Genomic DNA, 17955 nt, shown 5'->3' on the forward strand with positions numbered 1-17955 from the left:
GGGGGAGAACCCCTGCGAATCCGGGTGGACCCACCGGACATCGGCTGACGGGGGTGGGGGAGTGGGCGGGAGCCGTACGCCCCGGTCGCCCGCCTGTACCGGCGGCACCGGCCGACGGCACCGGGGACCCGGTCGCCCGCCCCGTTCCGGGGCCATCGGCTCACGGGTCGCCGCCTCACACGACCCGGCCGCCTCCCTCTACCGGCGAACCGGTAGTGGCAAGGCGGCCGGGGTGAGCGAGGTCAGCCGTTGCGCGGGCCGGGGAAAGCGCCTGGGCGGGCCTCTTCGCGGAGGGTGGTGGCCGTCGACTGCGGCGGCATCGTGCGGGCCGCCGGGACCGCGGGGGACGGGAGCGTGCGCGTCGGGGCCTCCGGCTCGACCGTGGCCGTCGCCGTGCCGGCGGCGGACGGCTGGGTCGTGCGGCGGGCGCCGTAGCGGCGGTGGACGGCCTGCTTGGTGACGCCGAGCGCCGAGCCCACCGCGTCCCACGAGAAGCCCAGCGAGCGGTCGAAGTCCACCGCCGCGGTCACCAGTGTCTCGACGCTGTCCCTCAGCTCCTGGGCGAGACGGACGGTCGGGGCGGGCGCCCTGCCGTACACGACGAAGCCCGTGGACGGGCCGGAGCGGCGCGGACGGTAGACGTTGCCCAGCTGGGCCGTGAGCGTGCGCAGAGCGTCCACCTGCCGGCGGACCCGCTCGATGTCCCGCACCAGGAGATGCAGGCTTGCCCGGGCTTGGGCGTCGTGGGTTGCGTGGTCGGCCATTTACAAGCCTCTCGAACCGGCGTTGAAAAGGGGCGGGCCGCACCGGGCGGCCCGTTTCGGTCAATCTGTCTTGACCAACGCGCCAGCCGCCGATGTGGTCACGCCCTGGGGGCGTATCCGCATATGCGCGGGGCGCTCACATATACGTACGCCCCCTGCCCGCCCGGCCCATAGACTGGTGAGCTGCCCGTCACCGCCCGGAACCGACCGGCGGCCGGCCGACGACGCCGCGGCGGGCGGCCACCCGCCGACACCGAAGATGCGAGGTATTTCCGAGTGAAGCTTGTCTTCGCAGGCACCCCCGAGGTCGCCGTACCCGCCCTGGACGCCCTGCTCGACTCCGGCCGGCACGAGGTGGCCGCCGTCGTCACCCGTCCCGACGCGCCCGCCGGGCGCGGCCGCCGGCTGGTCGCGAGCCCGGTCGCCGAGCGGGCCGAGGAAGCCGGCATCGAGGTGCTCAAGCCCACCCGGCCCCGGGACGAGGACTTCCTCGCCCGGCTGCGGGAGATCGCGCCGGACTGCTGCCCCGTCGTCGCCTACGGCGCCCTGCTGCCCACGTCCGCCCTGGAGATCCCCGCGCACGGCTGGGTCAACCTGCACTTCTCGCTGCTGCCCGCCTGGCGCGGCGCCGCTCCCGTGCAGCACTCCCTCATGGCCGGCGACCAGGTCACCGGCGCCTCCACCTTCCTCATCGAGGAAGGGCTCGACTCCGGCCCGGTGTACGGCGTGGTCACGGAGGACGTCCGTCCCACCGACACCAGCGGGGACCTGCTGACCCGGCTCGCGTTCGCCGGGGCCGGGCTGCTCGCCGCCACCATGGACGGCATCGAGGACGGCACGCTGAAGGCGGTCCCGCAGCCCGTCGAGGGCATCACCCTCGCCCCGAAGATCACCGTCGAGGACGCCCACATCGACTGGACCGCCCCGGCGCTCCGCGTCGACCGGGTCGTACGCGGTTGCACGCCCGCCCCGGGCGCCTGGACCGTCTTCCGCGGCGAGCGGCTCAAGCTCATCCAGACGGCGCCCGTCGCCGAGCGCGGCGAGCTCAAGCCGGGCGAGCTCGCGGTCGGCAAGAACAACGTGTACGTCGGTACCGGCTCCCACGCCGTCGAGCTGCTCTGGGTCCAGCCGCAGGGCAAGAAGCCGATGCGCGCCGCCGACTGGGCCCGTGGCGTGCGCATCGCCCCTGGCGAGCGCCTGGGTGGCGGCGACGTAGGCTGAGAGGGTTACCCCTCTTACTTTCGTCAGCGGAGCACCTTTTGAGCGAGCAGGCCCGTCGCCGTCCCCCCAGGCCCCACCGGCGCCCCCAGAAGGATCCCGTCCGGATCCTGGCCTTCGAGGCGCTGCGGGCCGTCGACGAGCGGGACGCGTACGCGAACCTCGTGCTGCCCCCGCTGCTGAAGAGGGCCCGGGAGAAGGAGGGCCCCGACAAGTTCGACGGGCGGGACGCGGCGCTCGCCACCGAGCTGGTGTACGGGACGCTGCGCCGCCAGGGCACGTACGACGCGGTCATCGCGGCCTGTGTCGACCGGCCGCTGCGCGAGGTCGACCCGCCGGTGCTCGACGTGCTCTCGCTCGGCGCGCACCAGCTGCTCGGTACCCGTATCCCCACGCACGCGGCGGTCTCCGCCAGCGTCGAGCTGGCGCGGGTCGTGCTCGGCGACGGGCGGGCGAAGTTCGTGAACGCCGTGCTCCGCAAGATCGCCCAGCGCGACCTGGACAGCTGGCTTGAGCAGGTCGCCCCGCCCTACGAGGAGGACGCCGAGGACCACCTCGCCGTCATGCACTCGCACCCCCGCTGGGTCGTCTCCGCGCTGTGGGACGCGCTCGGCGGCGGGCGCGCCGGCATCGAGGACCTGCTGGAGGCCGACAACGAGCGCCCCGAGGTCACCCTCGTCGCGCGCCCCGGGCGCGCGACGCCCGCCGAGCTTCTGGACGTGCTCGGTGAGGAGTCCGGGCTGCCGGGCCGCTGGTCCCCGTACGCCGTCCGCATGGCCGAGGGCGGCGAACCGGGCGCGCTCGCCCCCGTCCAGGAGGGCCGCGCGGGCGTCCAGGACGAGGGCAGCCAGCTGGTCGCCATCGCCCTCGCCGACGCTCCCCTCGAAGGCCCCGACGCCCGCTGGCTCGACGGCTGCGCCGGACCCGGCGGCAAGGCCGCGCTCCTCGGCGCGCTCGCCGCCGAGCGGGGCGCCGCCCTGCTCGCCTCCGAGAAGCAGCCCCACCGCGCCCGGCTCGTCGAGCGCGCCCTCGCCGGCAACCCCGGCCCGTACCAGGTCATCGCCGCCGACGGCACCCGCCCGCCGTGGCGCCCCGGCACCTTCGACCGGGTCCTGATGGACGTCCCCTGCTCCGGCCTCGGTGCCCTGCGCCGCCGCCCGGAAGCCCGCTGGCGCCGCCGCCCCGAGGACCTGGAGGGCTTCGCGCCGCTCCAACGCGGCTTGCTCACCGAGGCGTTGGCGGCCGTGCGGGTCGGCGGTGTGGTCGGATACGCCACCTGCTCGCCGCATCTCGCCGAGACCCGGGCCGTCGTGGACGACGTGCTCAAGAAGACCGGCGGCGCCGAGCTGATCGACGCGCGCCCGATGTTCCCGGGCGTCCCGGCGCTCGGCGACGGGCCCGATATACAGCTGTGGCCGCATCTGCACGGCACGGACGCGATGTACCTGGCGCTGCTCCGGCGCACCGCCTGACCCCCTCCACGGCACTGATTGTCCGGATTGGGGGTGTATCGAAGATCATTGGTACACACCGATCCGGACCCGAAACCGCTCCGCGGCAAAGAAGTGGCCAAGAGCATGGCAGGCTTGGCACATGGCCCAGATCAACCCCAGCATCCTGTCCGCGGACTTCGCCCGGCTCGCCGATGAGGCGAAGGCCGTCGAAGGCGCCGACTGGCTCCATGTCGATGTGATGGACAACCACTTCGTCCCCAACCTCACCCTGGGCGTGCCGATCGTCGAGTCGCTCAGCCGGGCGACGGACATCCCGCTGGACTGCCATCTGATGATCGAGGACCCGGACCGCTGGGCCCCGCAGTACGTCGAGGCGGGGGCCGGATCGGTCACGTTCCACGTGGAGGCCGCGGCCGCGCCCGTACGGCTTGCCCGCGAGATCCGGGCCAAGGGCGCCCGCGCCTCCATGGCGCTCAAGCCCGCCACCCCCATCGAGCCCTTCGAGGACCTGCTCCCCGAGCTCGACATGCTGCTGATCATGACGGTCGAGCCGGGCTTCGGCGGCCAGGCCTTCCTCGACATCATGCTGCCGAAGATCCGCCGCACCCGGGAGCTGATCTCCAAGCACGGCCTCGAGCTCTGGCTCCAGGTCGACGGCGGGGTCTCCGAGTCCACCATCGAGCGATGCGCGGACGCCGGCGCGGACGTGTTCGTCGCCGGTTCCGCGGTCTACGGAGCGCAGGACCCGGCCCAGGCCGTGCGCTCCCTGCGGGAGAAGGCGGAGCGCACCACCGCCGCCGCGGGCTGGGCCTGCAACCACTGAGCCACGCATGCACCACGGGCAGATGAACGCCGCCCAACAGGACTGATCAAGGCCCGTCGCATCTGACAGGATGAACGGCGAGTCCAGAGTGTGAACAGCAGTGAGGAGATCGCGGTGTCGGGTATGTCGGCGGGACGGTCAGCCCTGCGGATGGGACCCGCGGAGCTGGTGCAGGCGGCGGCCATGGCCCGCCGCTTCTACCTCGAGGGCAAGTCGAAGATCCAGATCGCCGAGGAGTTCGGCGTCAGCCGCTTCAAGGTCGCCAGGGTCCTGGAGACCGCCCTTGAGCGCGATCTCGTACGGATCGAGATCCGGGTGCCGGCCGAGCTGGACGCCGAGCGCTCCGACGCGCTCCGCGCCCGCTACGGCCTCCGCCACGCTGTCGTGGTCGAATCCCCCTCCGAGAGCGACGACGAGTCGCCCGATCCGGAGAATCTCGGCGAGGTCGCGGCGGACCTGCTGGGCGAGCTGGTGGCCGAGGGCGACGTCCTCGGACTGGCGTGGGGCCGCTCCACCATCCACATGGCGGCGGCGCTCGACCGGCTGCCGCCCTGCACGGTCGTGCAGCTCACCGGCGTGTACGACGCCGGAACCGCCGAGCGCGGCTCGGTGGAGGCCGTACGGCGGGCCGCCCAGGTCTCCGGCGGCGAGGCGCACCCCATCTACGCGCCGATGCTGCTGCCGGACCCGGCGACGGCGGCTGCCCTGCGCAACCAGACGGGGATCGCGCGGGCCTTCGAGTACTTCGACAAGGTCACCGTCGCGGCGGTGTCCATCGGCTCCTGGGAGCCCGGGATCTCCACCGTCCACGACATGCTCACCGACGAGGAGCGGGCCCACTACGCCTCGCTCGGCGTCGCCGCGGAGATGTCGGCCCACCTCTTCGATGCCGAGGGCCGCCGGGTCGGGCGCGACCTGGGGGAGCGGTGCATCACGGTCGAGGCGGACCGGCTCCGCCGGATCCCCGAGGTCGTCGCCATCGCGGGCGGCCAGCGCAAGGCGGCCGCGATCGGCGCGGTGCTCCGCTCCGGCCTGGTCACCAGCCTGGTCACGGACACCGCCGCGGCGGACTTCCTGCTCACCGAGTCCGAGCCGGGCCCGCGCCCGGCCCTGGAGCGCGCCGACCCGGACGAGTAGAGGGACGGCCGGCTTGGAGGTTCCTCCCAGAGGAACCTCCAAGACCTGGACGTTCGGACCGGGCCGTAGTTTCGCCCTGGCATGGGAGAATGAACTACGTGCTTTTTCCCCTGGCTGAAATGCCTAGGGGCCGATCCGAACGACTGGGATGTCAGCACGTGCGTTTCCTCAATGACGTCAAGCCGCCGTACGACCTCACGTACGACGATGTCTTCATGGTGCCGAGCCACTCGGCCGTGGGTTCCCGCCAGGCCGTGGACCTCGCCTCGCCCGACGGTTCGGGCACGACGATCCCGCTGGTCGTCGCCAACATGACAGCGATCGCCGGCCGCCGGATGGCCGAGACCGTCGCCCGCCGCGGTGGCCTCGTCGTCATCCCGCAGGACATCCCGATCGAGGTCGTCACCGACGTCATCTCGTGGGTCAAGAGCCGCCACCTGGTGCTCGACACCCCGATCGTCCTCGCCCCGCACCAGACCGTCGCCGACGCGCTCTCCCTGCTGCCCAAGCGGGCCCACGACGCCGGTGTCGTCGTCGACGAGGAGCACCGGCCCGTCGGTGTCGTCACCGACGCCGACCTCTCCGGCGTGGACCGCTTCACGCAGCTGACCGAGGTCATGTCCAAGGACCTGCTGCTGCTCGACGCGGACATCGACCCGCGCGAGGCGTTCAACACGCTGGACCACCACAACCGCCGCTACGCCCCGGCCGTGGACAAGGACGGCAAGCTCGTCGGCATCCTGACCCGCAAGGGTGCCCTGCGCGCGACCCTCTACACGCCCGCCACCGACGCCGACGGCAAGCTGCGCATCGCCGCCGCCGTCGGGATCAACGGCGACGTGGCCGGCAAGGCCAAGGAGCTCCTGGACGCCGGGGTCGACACCATCGTGGTCGACACCGCCCACGGCCACCAGGAATCCATGATCTCCGCGATCAAGGCCGTCCGCGGTCTCGACCCGCACGTCCCGATCGTCGCCGGCAACATCGTCGCCGCCGAGGGTGTGCGCGACCTCATCGAGGCCGGCGCGGACATCATCAAGGTCGGTGTGGGCCCGGGCGCCATGTGCACCACCCGCATGATGACCGGCGTGGGCCGCCCGCAGTTCTCCGCCGTACTCGAGTGCGCCGCCGAGGCGAAGAAGTACGGCAAGCACGTCTGGGCCGACGGCGGTGTCCGTCACCCGCGTGACGTCGCCATGGCGCTCGCCGCCGGTGCCTCCAACGTCATGATCGGCTCCTGGTTCGCCGGGACCTACGAGTCCCCGGGCGACCTCCAGCACGACGCCCAGGGGCGCGCGTACAAGGAGTCGTTCGGCATGGCGTCCGCGCGCGCCGTCCGTAACCGTACGAGCGAGGAGTCGGCCTACGACCGCGCCCGCAAGGCGCTGTTCGAGGAGGGCATCTCCACCTCGCGGATGTTCCTCGACCCGGGCCGCCCGGGCGTCGAGGACCTGATCGACTCGATCATCGCCGGTGTCCGCTCCTCCTGCACCTACGCCGGTGCGGGCTCGCTCGCCGAGTTCGAGGAGAAGGCCGTGGTCGGCATCCAGTCCGCCGCCGGTTACGCCGAGGGCAAGCCGCTGCACGCCAGCTGGAGCTAGTCAGCCCCGCACGAAGGCCCCCGCGATTCTCTCGCGGGGGCCTTCGTCGTACGTACGGGCCCGTGCGGGGCGTCAGACGTACGGGCGCAGCACTTGGGCCACCGCGGCCGCCAGGCGGGCGTGTCCGGCGTCGTTCGGGTGCAGGCCGTCCGCGAGGTCGTCCGGTCCGAGTACCGGCAGCCCCGGCAGCAGCAGGAGCCGGGGATCGTCGGCCATCAGCTCCCTGGCCGCGTCCTCCATCGCCGTACGCAGCTCCGCCAGGCTCGCCCCGAGCGCGTTGCGGACGCTCTCCGCGGCCGGCCGCAGCACCGGCGAGACCAGCAGCAGCGGGGCGTCCGGATGGCCGGAGCGGATCAGGCGGACGTAGGCGCGGACCGTCTCGTGGAGCAGGGGAGCGCTGTACGGGACCCCGGACCAGCAGTTGGTGCCGAAGGCGAGGGTGAGCAGATCGGCGGGGAGCCCCGCCAGCTGTTCGGCGGTGGGCAGTTCACCGCGGGCCGCGCCCGCGTACCCGAGGTTGACCGTGTCGAGGCCGAGCATCCGGCCGGCGGTGGCGGGCCAGGAGCGGGCGGGCCGGGTGGACCACCAGCCCTCGGTGATGGAGTCGCCGTGCACCACCCAGCGCGGGCGCGCGGGGGCGGGCGTCAGCGCCCCGCCGACGCCGCGCAGACCGAGGATCTCGGGTGCCTGTGCCTCGGGTGGATGGATGGTGAACGGGCCCGGGCGGGGCGGGAGTCCGAGTACGGCCACGGCCTCCTCGGCCGGCGCGGTGAACGACTCCCGCAGCAGCCGCTCGCCTTCCCACAGGGCGAAGCAGTGCGCCAGCTCCCGCATGCGGTCGTCCGGTTCCGGAACCGCCGCGCGGTAGTGGATCTCCACGGCGCGGGTGCCCGGTCCGGCGGTGAACTCCAGCCGTACGCCGATCGGCAGCGCCGCCCGCTCGGCCGTGTCCCAGGGGAGCCGGGCCATGTCCGCCGGATCCGCGCGCACCGCGCGGCCGCCGTCCAGCCAGGCCGTCCCGCGCAGGAAGGGCTCCGGTTCCAGCCAGCTCACAGGGGCCTCCGATCCTCGAGTGCGGAAGGTCACATCTACCCCGCCGGGGGCGCCTCCTACGCGCCGCCGCGAGGACCCGGCGGGCGCGTCCCACCCTGGGGCCCAATGTGTCGATTCGTGCGGCAGGGCGCAATGTTTCCCCGTCTGTGCCCCGAGCGCGCAATGATCATTCGAGGGTGCGCAACAACGATGCATTACAAGCGCGAAGCGCGTGCCGTTAGGGTGATGCCTCGTACCAAGTGTGGCGGCGACCGCCTGCTCGGCGGTTTCCTCATCCCTCGCGGCTGATCCGCCCTGCCCGCGAGCCGCCGTCGGTCGTCTCCCCCCGACAGGCAGCGATGAAGGAGCCTCCGTAGTGCTGGACCAAGGCGCAGCCCCGCCGGCCACCGAAAACATGGCCCCCAAGCCCTCCGGGCTCGCCGCGCTGATGCGCCGCAAGCCGGTGGAACGGCTGGTCGAAGAGGGTGGGCAGGGTGAAGGCGGTTCGCTCCGCCGCACGCTCTCCATGTGGCAGCTGACCATGATCAGCATCGGTGCCACGCTCGGCACCGGCATCTTCGTCGTCCTCGGCGAGGCCGTTCCGCTGGCCGGCCCGGCCGTCACGGTCGCCTTCGTCTTCGCAGGGCTCACGGCGCTCTTCTCGGCGCTGTCGTACGCCGAGCTGGCGGGCACCATCCCGGTCGCGGGCTCTTCGTATTCGTACGCTTACGCAACGATGGGCGAAGTCGTCGCCTGGATCTGCGGCTGGTGCCTGCTCCTGGAGTACGGCGTGTCCGTCGCCGCGGTGGCGGTCGGCTGGGGCGACTACCTCAACGAGCTGCTCGACGGCACGATCGGTGTGACCCTGCCGGCGGCGCTCTCCGCGCCGCCCGGTGACGGCGGGATATTCAACCTGCCGGCGCTGATCGTCGTGATGCTGGCGATGATCTTCCTGCTCGGCGGAGCCAAGGAGTCGGCCCGCGCCAACACGATCATGGTGGTCGTCAAGATCGCCGCGCTCGTGCTGTTCTGCACCATCGGCTTCATGGGCTTCAAGGCCGGCAACTACTCCGACTTCATGCCGCTGGGCGCGACCAGCATCGGCGCGGCCGGAGCCATCCTGTTCTTCTCGTACATCGGCTTCGACGCCGCCTCCACCGCCGGTGAGGAGGCCAAGAACCCCAAGCGGGACCTGCCGCGCGCGATCATGCTGTCGCTGGTCATCGTCACCGCGCTGTACGTGCTGGTCGCGGCCGTCGCCGTGGGCGCCTGGGACTGGAAGAAGTTCGAAGGCTCCGAGGCCTCCCTCGCCGCGATCATGAACGACGTCACCGGCCAGAGCTTCTGGGGTACCCTGCTCGCCGCCGGCGCGGTCATCTCGATCGCCAGCGTCGTCCTCACCGTGCTCTACGGCCAGACCCGCATCCTCTTCGCGATGTCCCGCGACGGCCTGGTGCCCAAGGTCTTCGGCAAGGTCAACCCCAAGACGGGCACGCCGCGCGTCAACACCGTGATCGTCTCGCTGTTCTGCGGCATCCTCGCCGCCGCCGTCCCGCTCGGCGAGCTGGTCAACGCCACCAGCATCGGTACGCTCTTCGCCTTCGCCCTGGTCAACATCGCGGTCGTGGTGCTCCGCTACACCAAGCCGGGCCTCGACCGCAGCTTCAAGGTGCCGTTCGGTCCCGTGTTCCCCGTCCTCGGGTTCCTGTGCTGCGGCTACAGCATGTACAGCCTCGACATGATCACCTGGGTGTACTTCGGAATCTGGATGGCCGTCGGTCTCGTGGTCTACTTCGTGTACGGCATGCGCCGCTCCCGATTGGCCACGGCAGAGAAGTGATCCACCCGTAGTGCGACTCAACGACCTCGACGAACGCATCGTGCACGCCCTGGCGGAGGACGCCCGCCGCTCCTACGCCGACATCGGCTCGATGGTCGGACTCTCCGCACCGGCGGTCAAGCGCCGGGTGGACCGGCTGCGGGCCGAGGGGGCCATCACCGGCTTCACCGTCCGGGTGGACCCGGCGGCGCTGGGCTGGGAGACCGAGGGGTTCGTCGAGATCTACTGTCGCCACAACACCTCTCCCGACGACATCCGTCGCGGCCTGGAGAGGTATCCGGAGGTTGTGTCCGCGTCCACCGTCACCGGTGAGGCGGACGCGGTCGTCCAGGTCTTCGCCTCGGACATGCGCCACTTCGAGCGCGTGCTGGAGCGGATCGCGGGCGAGCCGTTCGTGGAGCGCACCAAGTCCGTCCTGGTGCTCTCGCCGCTGCTGCGGCGTTTCTCCTCCGGTTCGCCCGCGTAGCACCGTCTCGTACCCCGTCCGCCCTGGGCCTCCCCGGCCCGGGGCGGACGTGTTTCAGGCCGCCTCCCGCCTGCGGTGGAGGCGCGCGCAATGAATCACCGCGATGGCCCACAACAGCGCAACAGTTCGACGGTCGGTCCGCAACGGTCGCGCCTTGTCCGGATCGAAGCGCAAACCGTACGGTTTTGACGTCTCCCGTACGCCTTCCTTCACCCGACTGAGGTCTGCCGATGCCGCCGCTGCGCACCGCCCTGCTCCAGAGCTCCGGACGGCCCGGTGACGTCTCCGCGAACCTCGCGGCCCTCGACGACGCGGCCGCCCGTGCCGCGCGGACCGGGGCACGGCTGCTGGTGACCCCCGAGCTCTTCCTCACCGGGTACGCGATCGACGATGACCTGCCCCGGCTCGCCGAGACCGCCGACGGCTCCGGCTCCCGGGCCGTCGCCGCCATCGCCGTACGCCACGGCCTGGCGATCGTCTACGGCTACCCCGAGCGCGACCCGGCCGACGAGGAGACCCTCTACAACTCCGCGCAGCTCATCGGCGCCGACGGCACCCGGCTGGCGAACTACCGCAAGACCCACCTCTTCGGCTGCTTCGAGCAGAAGTGGTTCACCCCCGGTGAGCAGTCCGTCGTCCAGGCCGAGCTGGACGGCCTGAAGCTCGGCCTGATGATCTGCTACGACGTCGAGTTCCCCGAGAACGTCCGCTCGCACGCGCTCGCCGGCACCGATCTGCTGCTGGTGCCCACCGCGCAGATGCACCCCTTCCAGTTCGTCGCCGAGTCGGTCGTCCCGGTCCGGGCCTTCGAGAACCAGATGTACGTGGCGTACGTGAACCGGACCGGCCCCGAGGGCGAGTTCGAGTTCGTCGGCCTGTCCACCCTCGCCGGCCCCGACGGCACCGCCCGGGCCCGCGCCGGCCGCGGCGAGGACCTGGTCGTCGGGGACGTCGACCCCGAGTTCCTGGCCGCCTCCCGGGCGAACAACCCCTATCTGCGGGACCGCCGCCCCGGCCTCTACGGCTCCCTGATCTGAGCCGGTCCCCAGCCTCCTCCCTCCCCCCCGTAGTCCGTGCAAGGAGTCCGTACCCCATGACGTCCACGGTGCCCACCACCGCCGTCCCCCACAGCGACGGTCAGCCGCCGATCACCATGTTCGGTCCGGACTTCCCGTACGCCTACGACGACTTCCTGGCCCACCCGGCCGGGCTCGGCCAGATACCCGCGACCGAGCACGGCACCGAGGTCGCCGTCATCGGTGGCGGGCTCTCCGGCATCGTGGCCGCGTACGAGCTGATGAAGATGGGCCTCAAGCCCGTCGTCTACGAGGCCGACCAGATCGGCGGCCGGCTGCGCACGGTCGGCTTCGACGGCTGCGACCCGTCGCTGACCGCCGAGATGGGCGCGATGCGCTTCCCGCCCTCCTCCACCGCGCTCCAGCACTACATCGACCTGGTGGGCCTGGAGACCCGGCCGTTCCCGAACCCGCTGGCCGAGTCGACCCCCTCGACCGTCGTCGACCTCAAGGGCGAGTCGCACTACGCGGTCACCGTCGACGACCTGCCGCAGGTCTACCGCGACGTGATGAACGCCTGGAACGCCTGCCTGGACGAGGGCGCCGACTTCTCCGACATGAACCAGGCGATGCGCGAGCGGGACGTCCCGCGCATCCGCGAGATCTGGTCGAAGCTCGTCGAGAAGCTCGACAACCAGACCTTCTACGGCTTCCTGTGCGAGTCGGAGGCCTTCAAGTCCTTCCGTCACCGCGAGATCTTCGGCCAGGTCGGCTTCGGCACCGGCGGCTGGGACACCGACTTCCCCAACTCCATCCTGGAGATCCTGCGCGTCGTCTACACCGAGGCCGACGACCACCACCGCGGCATCGTGGGCGGCTCCCAGCAGCTGCCGCTGCGCCTGTGGGAGCGCGAGCCGCAGAAGATCGTGCACTGGGCGCAGGGCACCTCGCTCTCCTCGCTGCACGACGGTGCGCCGAAGCCGGCCGTCACCCGCCTGGGCCGCACCGCCGGGAACGGGATCACGGTCACCGACGCGAACGGCGACATCCGCACGTACCGTGCCGCGATCTTCACCGCGCAGTCGTGGATGCTGCTGTCGAAGATCGAGTGCGACGACTCGCTCTTCCCGATCGACCACTGGACGGCGATCGAGCGCACCCACTACATGGAGTCGTCCAAGCTGTTCGTCCCGGTCGACCGGCCGTTCTGGCTGGACAAGGACGAGGAGACCGGCCGTGACGTCATGTCGATGACGCTGACGGACCGGATGACCCGCGGTACGTACCTCCTGGACGACGGCCCGGACAAGCCTGCCGTCATCTGCCTCTCGTACACCTGGTGCGACGACAGCCTCAAGTGGCTGCCGCTGTCCGCGCAGGAGCGGATGGAGGTCATGCTGAAGTCGCTCGGCGAGATCTACCCGAAGGTCGACATCCGCAAGCACATCATCGGCAACCCGGTGACCGTGTCCTGGGAGAACGAGCCCTACTTCATGGGCGCGTTCAAGGCGAACCTGCCGGGCCACTACCGCTACCAGCGTCGTCTGTTCACGCACTTCATGCAGGACCGGCTGCCCGAGGACAAGCGGGGCATCTTCCTCGCGGGTGACGACATCTCCTGGACCGCCGGCTGGGCCGAGGGCGCCATCCAGACCGCGCTGAACGCCGTGTGGGGCGTCATGCACCACCTCGGCGGCGGCACCGACGCGACCAACCCGGGCCCGGGTGACGTCTACGACGAGATCGCGCCGGTGGAGCTGCCGGAGGACTGACCCTCCCCGGCCCCCTGACCCGGGCCGTCGTCGTGCCTTCCCCTGGGCGCGGCGGCGGCCCGTTTCCATACCCGCAGGGGCTGAGGCCGGCGTCAGCGGCGTGGGGCGAGGGGCGTGAGCAGCATGCGTCCCACCAGCCCGACCGACCGGTCGAGGCGTTCGGTGAACTCCTCGGCAAGGTCGGGCAGCCGGCGCAGCTGCCACAGCGAGCGGGCCGCGAGCCAGGCCCCGTCCCTGGCGCGCTCCAGGCTCCAGCACCCCAGCAAGTGGGTGAGCGGGTCGGCGACCTCCAGCAGGTCGGGGCCGGGCATCAGCTCCTCGCGGATCCGTTCCTCCAGCAGGGCGAGGATGTCGCCGACCCGGTCGAACTCGTCCTCCAGGTCGGCGGGCCGGCAGCCCAGCGCCCGGCAGGTGTCGACCACGGCCAGGGCCAGGTCGTGGCCGATGTGCGCGTTGATGCCGGCGAGGGCGAACTGCAGGGGACGTACGCCGGGATGGCGGCGGTACTGCAGCAGTGGCCGCCAGCAGGCGGGCGCCCGGCCCCCGGTCGCGGCCGCGTCGACCGCCGCCAGATAGCGCGCGGCGAAGGTGACGCCGAGGGCGGAGGCGGCCCGCCGGTCGGGGAAGACGCCGTCCGTGACGGCCTGCCCGATCTCTTCCGTGACGGTCAGATAGACCCGGTTGAAGACCGCGACCCCGTCCTCGGGGTGCCACGCGGCGCGGAAGGCACGCATCCGCACCACCACCGCGTCGACCGTCGTGAACTGTTCGCTCAGCGTCATGGGGGCAGCGTCCCAGCAGCCGGGCCCCGCGAGAAGTACGCGGCCCGGCTTCGCCCGGAACGGATTACCGCCGGGCGGTGTCGCCGTCCTCGCTGTCGTACGTGGACGTGCCGGAGTCGAGCAGCGGCTCCTGCTCCTTCATGTGTGCCGGGGCGAAGGCCCGCAGGACGTGGTAGCCGGTGATCACGACGAGGGTGCCGAGCGCGATCCCGCCGAGCTCGAAGGTGTCGGTGAAGGTGAGCTTCACCCCGCCGACGCCGATGATGATGCCCGCGGCGGCCGGCACGAGGTTGAGCGGATTGCGCAGATCCACCGCGGAGTTGATCCAGATCTGGGCGCCGAGCAGGCCGATCATGCCGTAGAGGATCACGGTGATACCGCCGAGGACACCGCCGGGGATCGCGGCGACCACCGCGCCGAACTTGGGGCAGAGGCCGAAGAGCAGCGCGAAACCGGCCGCGGCCCAGTAGGCGGCGGTGGAGTAGACGCGGGTGGCGGCCATGACGCCGATATTCTCGGAGTACGTGGTGTTCGGCGGGCCGCCCACCGCGGTCGACAGCATCGAGGCGGCGCCGTCGGCGGCGATCGCCGTACCGAGCTTGTCGTCCAGCGGGTCGCCGGTCATCTCGCCGACGGCCTTGACGTGTCCGGCGTTCTCGGCGATCAGCGCGATGACCACGGGCAGGGCGACCAGGATCGCCGACCATTCGAAGCTGGGGCCGTGGAAGCTGGGCAGCCCTATCCAGTCGGCCTTGGCGACGCCGGAGAGGTCGAGCCGCCAGTGGTCGGTGACCTGCCCGCCCGGACCCATCGAGTGGATCTTTCCGAAGACCAGGTCGAAGACCCAGGAAATGGCGTAGCCGAAGACCAGACCGAGGAAGATCGCGATCCGGGACCAGAAGCCGCGCAGCGCCACCACGGCGAGACCGGTGAAGAGCATCACGAGCAGGGCGGTCCACTGGTCCTGCGGCCAGTACGTGGCCGCGGTCACCGGCGCCAGGTTGAAGCCGATGAGCATGACCACCGCGCCGGTCACCACGGGCGGCATGGCGGCGTGGATGATCCGGGCGCCGAAGCGCCGTACGGCCAGGCCGGCCAGGAAGAGGACCACGCCCACGACGAGGACCGCGCCGGTGACCGTGGCGCTGGTGCCGCCGGAGGCCCGGATCGCCGCGGCCACGCCGACGAACGACAGCGAGCAGCCCAGGTAGCTGGGGACGGTGCCTCGGGTGGCCAGCAGGAAGATGATCGTCGCGACCCCGGAGAGCATGATCGCGAGGTTGGGGTCGAGGCCCATGAGCACCGGGGCGACGAACGACGCCCCGAACATCGCCACCACGTGCTGGGCACCGAGGCCGACCGTACGGGGCCAGGACAGCCGCTCGTCGGGCCGTACGACGGCTCCGGGGGCGGGTGTTCGTCCGTCGCCGTGCAGGGTCCAGCGCACGCCGAGGTTCATGGGGTGGCTCCACTTCTGAGGATTCCGCCGGCCGGAGGTGGCCGAAAAGCGATCAGCGGCCATGGTAGTGCGGGGCCGGCGGGCCCTTGAGTGGTCATGCGCCCGTCAGCGCGGGGCGGTGGTCTGCGCCTTGTCGGCCGGTACGCTCCCGCGGCCACCGGGCCGCAGCACCCCCGCGCCCAGCACCAGCCCGAAGGTGAGCAGCGTCACCAGCCCGAAGGACACCACCAGCGAGGTCACGTCCGCCAGCCCGCCGATCGCCGAGGGGGCGATCAGGCCCGAGGTGTACGTGATCGTGGCGACGCCCGCGATGGCCTGGCTGGGGTTCGGGCCGCTGCGGGCCGCCGCCGCGAAGGCGAGCGGCACGACCACGGCCACACCGAGGCCGATCAGCCCGAACCCGGCCATGGCCAGGGCCGGATGGGCGGCGGTGACCACCATGACCCCGCCCGCCGTCGCCGCCACGCCCCCGACCCGTACGGTCCGCGCCGCGCCGAACCGGTCGACCACCCGGTCGCCCACCAGCCGTGCCACCGCCATTGTCAGCGCGAACGCCGTCGTGGAAGCGGCCGCCAGACCGGCCGACGTTCCGAGCTCGTCCTTGAGGTAGACGGCCGACCAGTCCAGGCTCGCGCCCTCCGCGAAGACCCCGCAGAAGCCGATGGCGCCGATGACCAGCGCCGACTTCGGCGGCAGCGCGAAGCGCGGCGGCGGTGCCTCGTCCGGCGCGCTGCGCAGGTCCAGGACGCCCTGGCAGAACACCACGCCGAGCACGGTCAGCACGAGCGCCGCGAGGAGATGGTGCAGCCGGGCGTCGGCGCCCAGATGCGCGGCGAGCGTGCCGCCCGCCGAGCCGATCAGCGCGCCCGCGCTCCACATGCCGTGCAGACTCGACATGATCGACCGCTCCATGCGGTTCTCGACCTCGACGCCGAGCGCGTTCATGGCCACGTCCGACATCCCGGACGTCGCGCCGTACACGAAGAGCGCCGCGCACAGCCCGTAGAGGTTCGGGGCGAGCGAGGGGAGCGTCAGCGAGAGCGTCCACAGCACGAGCAGGCCGCGCAGCGCGGCACGCGCCCCGAAGCGGTGGCTGACCGCCCCGGCCAGCGGCATCGCGAGCGAGGCGCCGATCGCCGGGAAGGCGAGGGCGAGCCCGAGCTGGCCCGGGCTGACGCCCGCGTGCTCCTGGATCCACGGGATGCGGGTGGCGAAGCTGCCGGTGACCGAGCCGTGCACGCAGAAGATCGCGGCGACGGCGAACCTCGCCCGCCGCAGCCGCTCCGTACCGAACAGTTCCTTGCCGAACTGGGCCTCGCCCGCCATGCGCCCTCCCCGGAAACCGAACCATGCCGCCGTGCGGGCCGTAAACTATCAGGAACCCTGCCTGATAAATAGAGCGCTTCTCGAAGGAGTGCCCGAGCCGCTCCAGGGTGATCTGAGAGGATTCCCGGCATGCCCGCATCACCGAGCACCGCCCGGGCCATCAACGACCGCTTCGCCCTGCGGCTGCTCCAGGACGAGGGTCCGCTGACGGCCACTCAGCTCAAGACGCTCACCGGCCTCTCCCGGCCCACCGTCGCCGACCTGGTGGAACGGCTCCAGGGCTCGGGCCTGGTCAAGGTGGTGGGCGAATCGGGCGAGCAGCGCCGCGGCCCCAACGCCAAGCTGTACGGCATCGTCGCCGACCGGGCCCACCTCGCCGCGCTCGACGTACGCACCGGCGGAGTCTCCGTCGTCGTCGCCGACCTGCTCGGCACCACCCTGGCCGAGGCGGCCCTGCCCATCGGCGGCGGCACGGCCACGGAAGGGGCCGTCGAACAGGCCGTCGCCCTGCTGGAGCGCACGACGAAGGAGGCCGGCGTCGAGCGGCTGCACAGCGTCGGCGTCGGAGCGCCCGGGCTGATCGACCCCGCGACGGGGCAGCTCAACGACTCCTCGGGACTGCCCGCCTGGCACCGGCGGCTGGTTCCCGCGCTCCAGGAACGGCTGCCCGCCACGGTCCTCGTCGAGAACGAGACCAATCTGGCCGCGGTCGCCGAACAGCGGCTGGGCGCCGCGCGCGACTGCGACACCTTCGTCCTGCTGTGGCTGGGGCAGGGCGTCGGCGCGGCCGTCGTCCTGGACGGCCGGCTGCGGCGCGGGGCCTCGGGCGGCGCCGGTGAGATCGGTTTCCTGCCGGTGCCGGGCACCTCCGGGCTGCCCTCGGCGACCGGCTGCGACGGCGGCTTCCACGAGCTGGTGTGCGCGGCCGCGGTCGACGCGCTGGCCGTACGCCACGGGCTGGCCCCCGGCGCGGCCCTGGCCTCCGGCGACGGCCCGTTCCTCGACGCGCTCGCCGAGCGCCTCGCCGTCGGCGCGGCCGCCGTCGTCTCGGTCCTGGACCCCGGGTGTGTGGTCCTCGCGGGGGAGACCGGTCACGCGGGCGGCGCGGCCCTGGCGGCCCGCGTCGAGGAGCGGCTGGCCGCCCTCTCGCCGCTGCGCACCGAGGTCCGCGCCACCGCCCTCGGCGACACCGCCGTCCTGCGCGGCGCGCTGCTGGCCGCCCGCGACGCGGCCCAGGACGCACTGTTCCCGGCGGCCGGCTGAGG

The 17955-nt window shown here is 72.1% G+C and carries 15 protein-coding genes; 10 read left to right on the forward strand and 5 right to left on the reverse strand.

Annotated elements, in window-relative coordinates:
• Positions 1 to 242: 242 nt before the first annotated feature.
• Positions 243 to 764 (reverse strand): hypothetical protein, encoded by a 522-nt coding sequence (locus IEZ01_RS22645; protein WP_019884804.1) that lies wholly within the window; start codon positions 762 to 764, stop codon positions 243 to 245.
• 276 nt (positions 765 to 1040) lie between these two features.
• On the opposite strand from IEZ01_RS22645, the gene fmt reads away from it, so the two are divergent.
• The 5 genes from fmt to IEZ01_RS22670 all read left to right on the forward strand — a co-directional run bounded on the left by fmt (position 1041) and on the right by IEZ01_RS22670 (position 6997).
• Complete coding sequence (gene fmt / locus IEZ01_RS22650) at positions 1041 to 1985, forward strand: methionyl-tRNA formyltransferase (protein ID WP_019884803.1); 945 nt, start codon at positions 1041 to 1043, stop codon at positions 1983 to 1985.
• Positions 1986 to 2023: 38 nt separating this feature from the next.
• Complete coding sequence (locus IEZ01_RS22655; protein WP_189203450.1) at positions 2024 to 3454, forward strand: RsmB/NOP family class I SAM-dependent RNA methyltransferase; 1431 nt, start codon at positions 2024 to 2026, stop codon at positions 3452 to 3454.
• A 121-nt stretch (positions 3455 to 3575) separates the two neighbouring features.
• Positions 3576 to 4259, forward strand: coding sequence for a ribulose-phosphate 3-epimerase (gene rpe / locus IEZ01_RS22660; RefSeq protein WP_019884801.1), 684 nt, complete (start codon positions 3576 to 3578; stop codon positions 4257 to 4259).
• A 90-nt stretch (positions 4260 to 4349) separates the two neighbouring features.
• Positions 4350 to 5396, forward strand: coding sequence for a sugar-binding transcriptional regulator (locus IEZ01_RS22665; RefSeq protein ID WP_019884799.1), 1047 nt, complete (start codon positions 4350 to 4352; stop codon positions 5394 to 5396).
• 158 nt (positions 5397 to 5554) lie between these two features.
• Positions 5555 to 6997, forward strand: coding sequence for a GuaB1 family IMP dehydrogenase-related protein (locus IEZ01_RS22670; RefSeq protein WP_019884797.1), 1443 nt, complete (start codon positions 5555 to 5557; stop codon positions 6995 to 6997).
• A gap of 72 nt (positions 6998 to 7069) precedes the next feature.
• Here the strand turns inward: IEZ01_RS22670 and IEZ01_RS22675 are convergent, their stop codons facing one another.
• Positions 7070 to 8050: a GDSL-type esterase/lipase family protein gene (locus tag IEZ01_RS22675; RefSeq protein ID WP_189203452.1), complete on the reverse strand. Its 981-nt coding sequence runs from the start codon at positions 8048 to 8050 to the stop codon at positions 7070 to 7072.
• Between the two features lie 355 nt (positions 8051 to 8405).
• Here IEZ01_RS22675 and IEZ01_RS22680 point away from each other — a divergent pair, with 355 nt between their 5' ends.
• The 4 genes from IEZ01_RS22680 to IEZ01_RS22695 all read left to right on the forward strand — a co-directional run bounded on the left by IEZ01_RS22680 (position 8406) and on the right by IEZ01_RS22695 (position 13123).
• Complete coding sequence (locus tag IEZ01_RS22680; RefSeq protein ID WP_019884795.1) at positions 8406 to 9869, forward strand: amino acid permease; 1464 nt, start codon at positions 8406 to 8408, stop codon at positions 9867 to 9869.
• Positions 9870 to 9879: 10 nt separating this feature from the next.
• Positions 9880 to 10335, forward strand: a complete 456-nt coding sequence (locus tag IEZ01_RS22685) for an Lrp/AsnC family transcriptional regulator (protein WP_019884794.1) — start codon at positions 9880 to 9882, stop codon at positions 10333 to 10335.
• Between the two features lie 230 nt (positions 10336 to 10565).
• Positions 10566 to 11372: a carbon-nitrogen hydrolase family protein gene (locus IEZ01_RS22690; protein WP_019884793.1), complete on the forward strand. Its 807-nt coding sequence runs from the start codon at positions 10566 to 10568 to the stop codon at positions 11370 to 11372.
• A 56-nt stretch (positions 11373 to 11428) separates the two neighbouring features.
• Positions 11429 to 13123: a flavin monoamine oxidase family protein gene (locus IEZ01_RS22695; protein WP_019884792.1), complete on the forward strand. Its 1695-nt coding sequence runs from the start codon at positions 11429 to 11431 to the stop codon at positions 13121 to 13123.
• Positions 13124 to 13215: 92 nt separating this feature from the next.
• Here the strand turns inward: IEZ01_RS22695 and IEZ01_RS22700 are convergent, their stop codons facing one another.
• The 3 genes from IEZ01_RS22700 to IEZ01_RS22710 form a co-directional block, all read right to left on the reverse strand.
• On the reverse strand, positions 13216 to 13905 hold the full coding sequence (locus IEZ01_RS22700) for a DUF5995 family protein (protein WP_019884791.1): 690 nt from the start codon (positions 13903 to 13905) through the stop codon (positions 13216 to 13218).
• Positions 13906 to 13969: 64 nt separating this feature from the next.
• Positions 13970 to 15364, reverse strand: a complete 1395-nt coding sequence (locus tag IEZ01_RS22705; protein WP_019884790.1) for a uracil-xanthine permease family protein — start codon at positions 15362 to 15364, stop codon at positions 13970 to 13972.
• A 105-nt stretch (positions 15365 to 15469) separates the two neighbouring features.
• Complete coding sequence (locus tag IEZ01_RS22710; protein ID WP_189203453.1) at positions 15470 to 16690, reverse strand: MFS transporter; 1221 nt, start codon at positions 16688 to 16690, stop codon at positions 15470 to 15472.
• Positions 16691 to 16819: 129 nt separating this feature from the next.
• On the opposite strand from IEZ01_RS22710, the gene IEZ01_RS22715 reads away from it, so the two are divergent.
• Positions 16820 to 17953, forward strand: coding sequence for an ROK family transcriptional regulator (locus IEZ01_RS22715; RefSeq protein ID WP_019884788.1), 1134 nt, complete (start codon positions 16820 to 16822; stop codon positions 17951 to 17953).
• The last annotated feature ends 2 nt before the right edge of the window (positions 17954 to 17955 follow it).

This window comes from Streptomyces purpureus, assembly GCF_014648195.1.
Lineage (GTDB): Bacteria > Actinomycetota > Actinomycetes > Streptomycetales > Streptomycetaceae > Streptomyces > Streptomyces purpureus.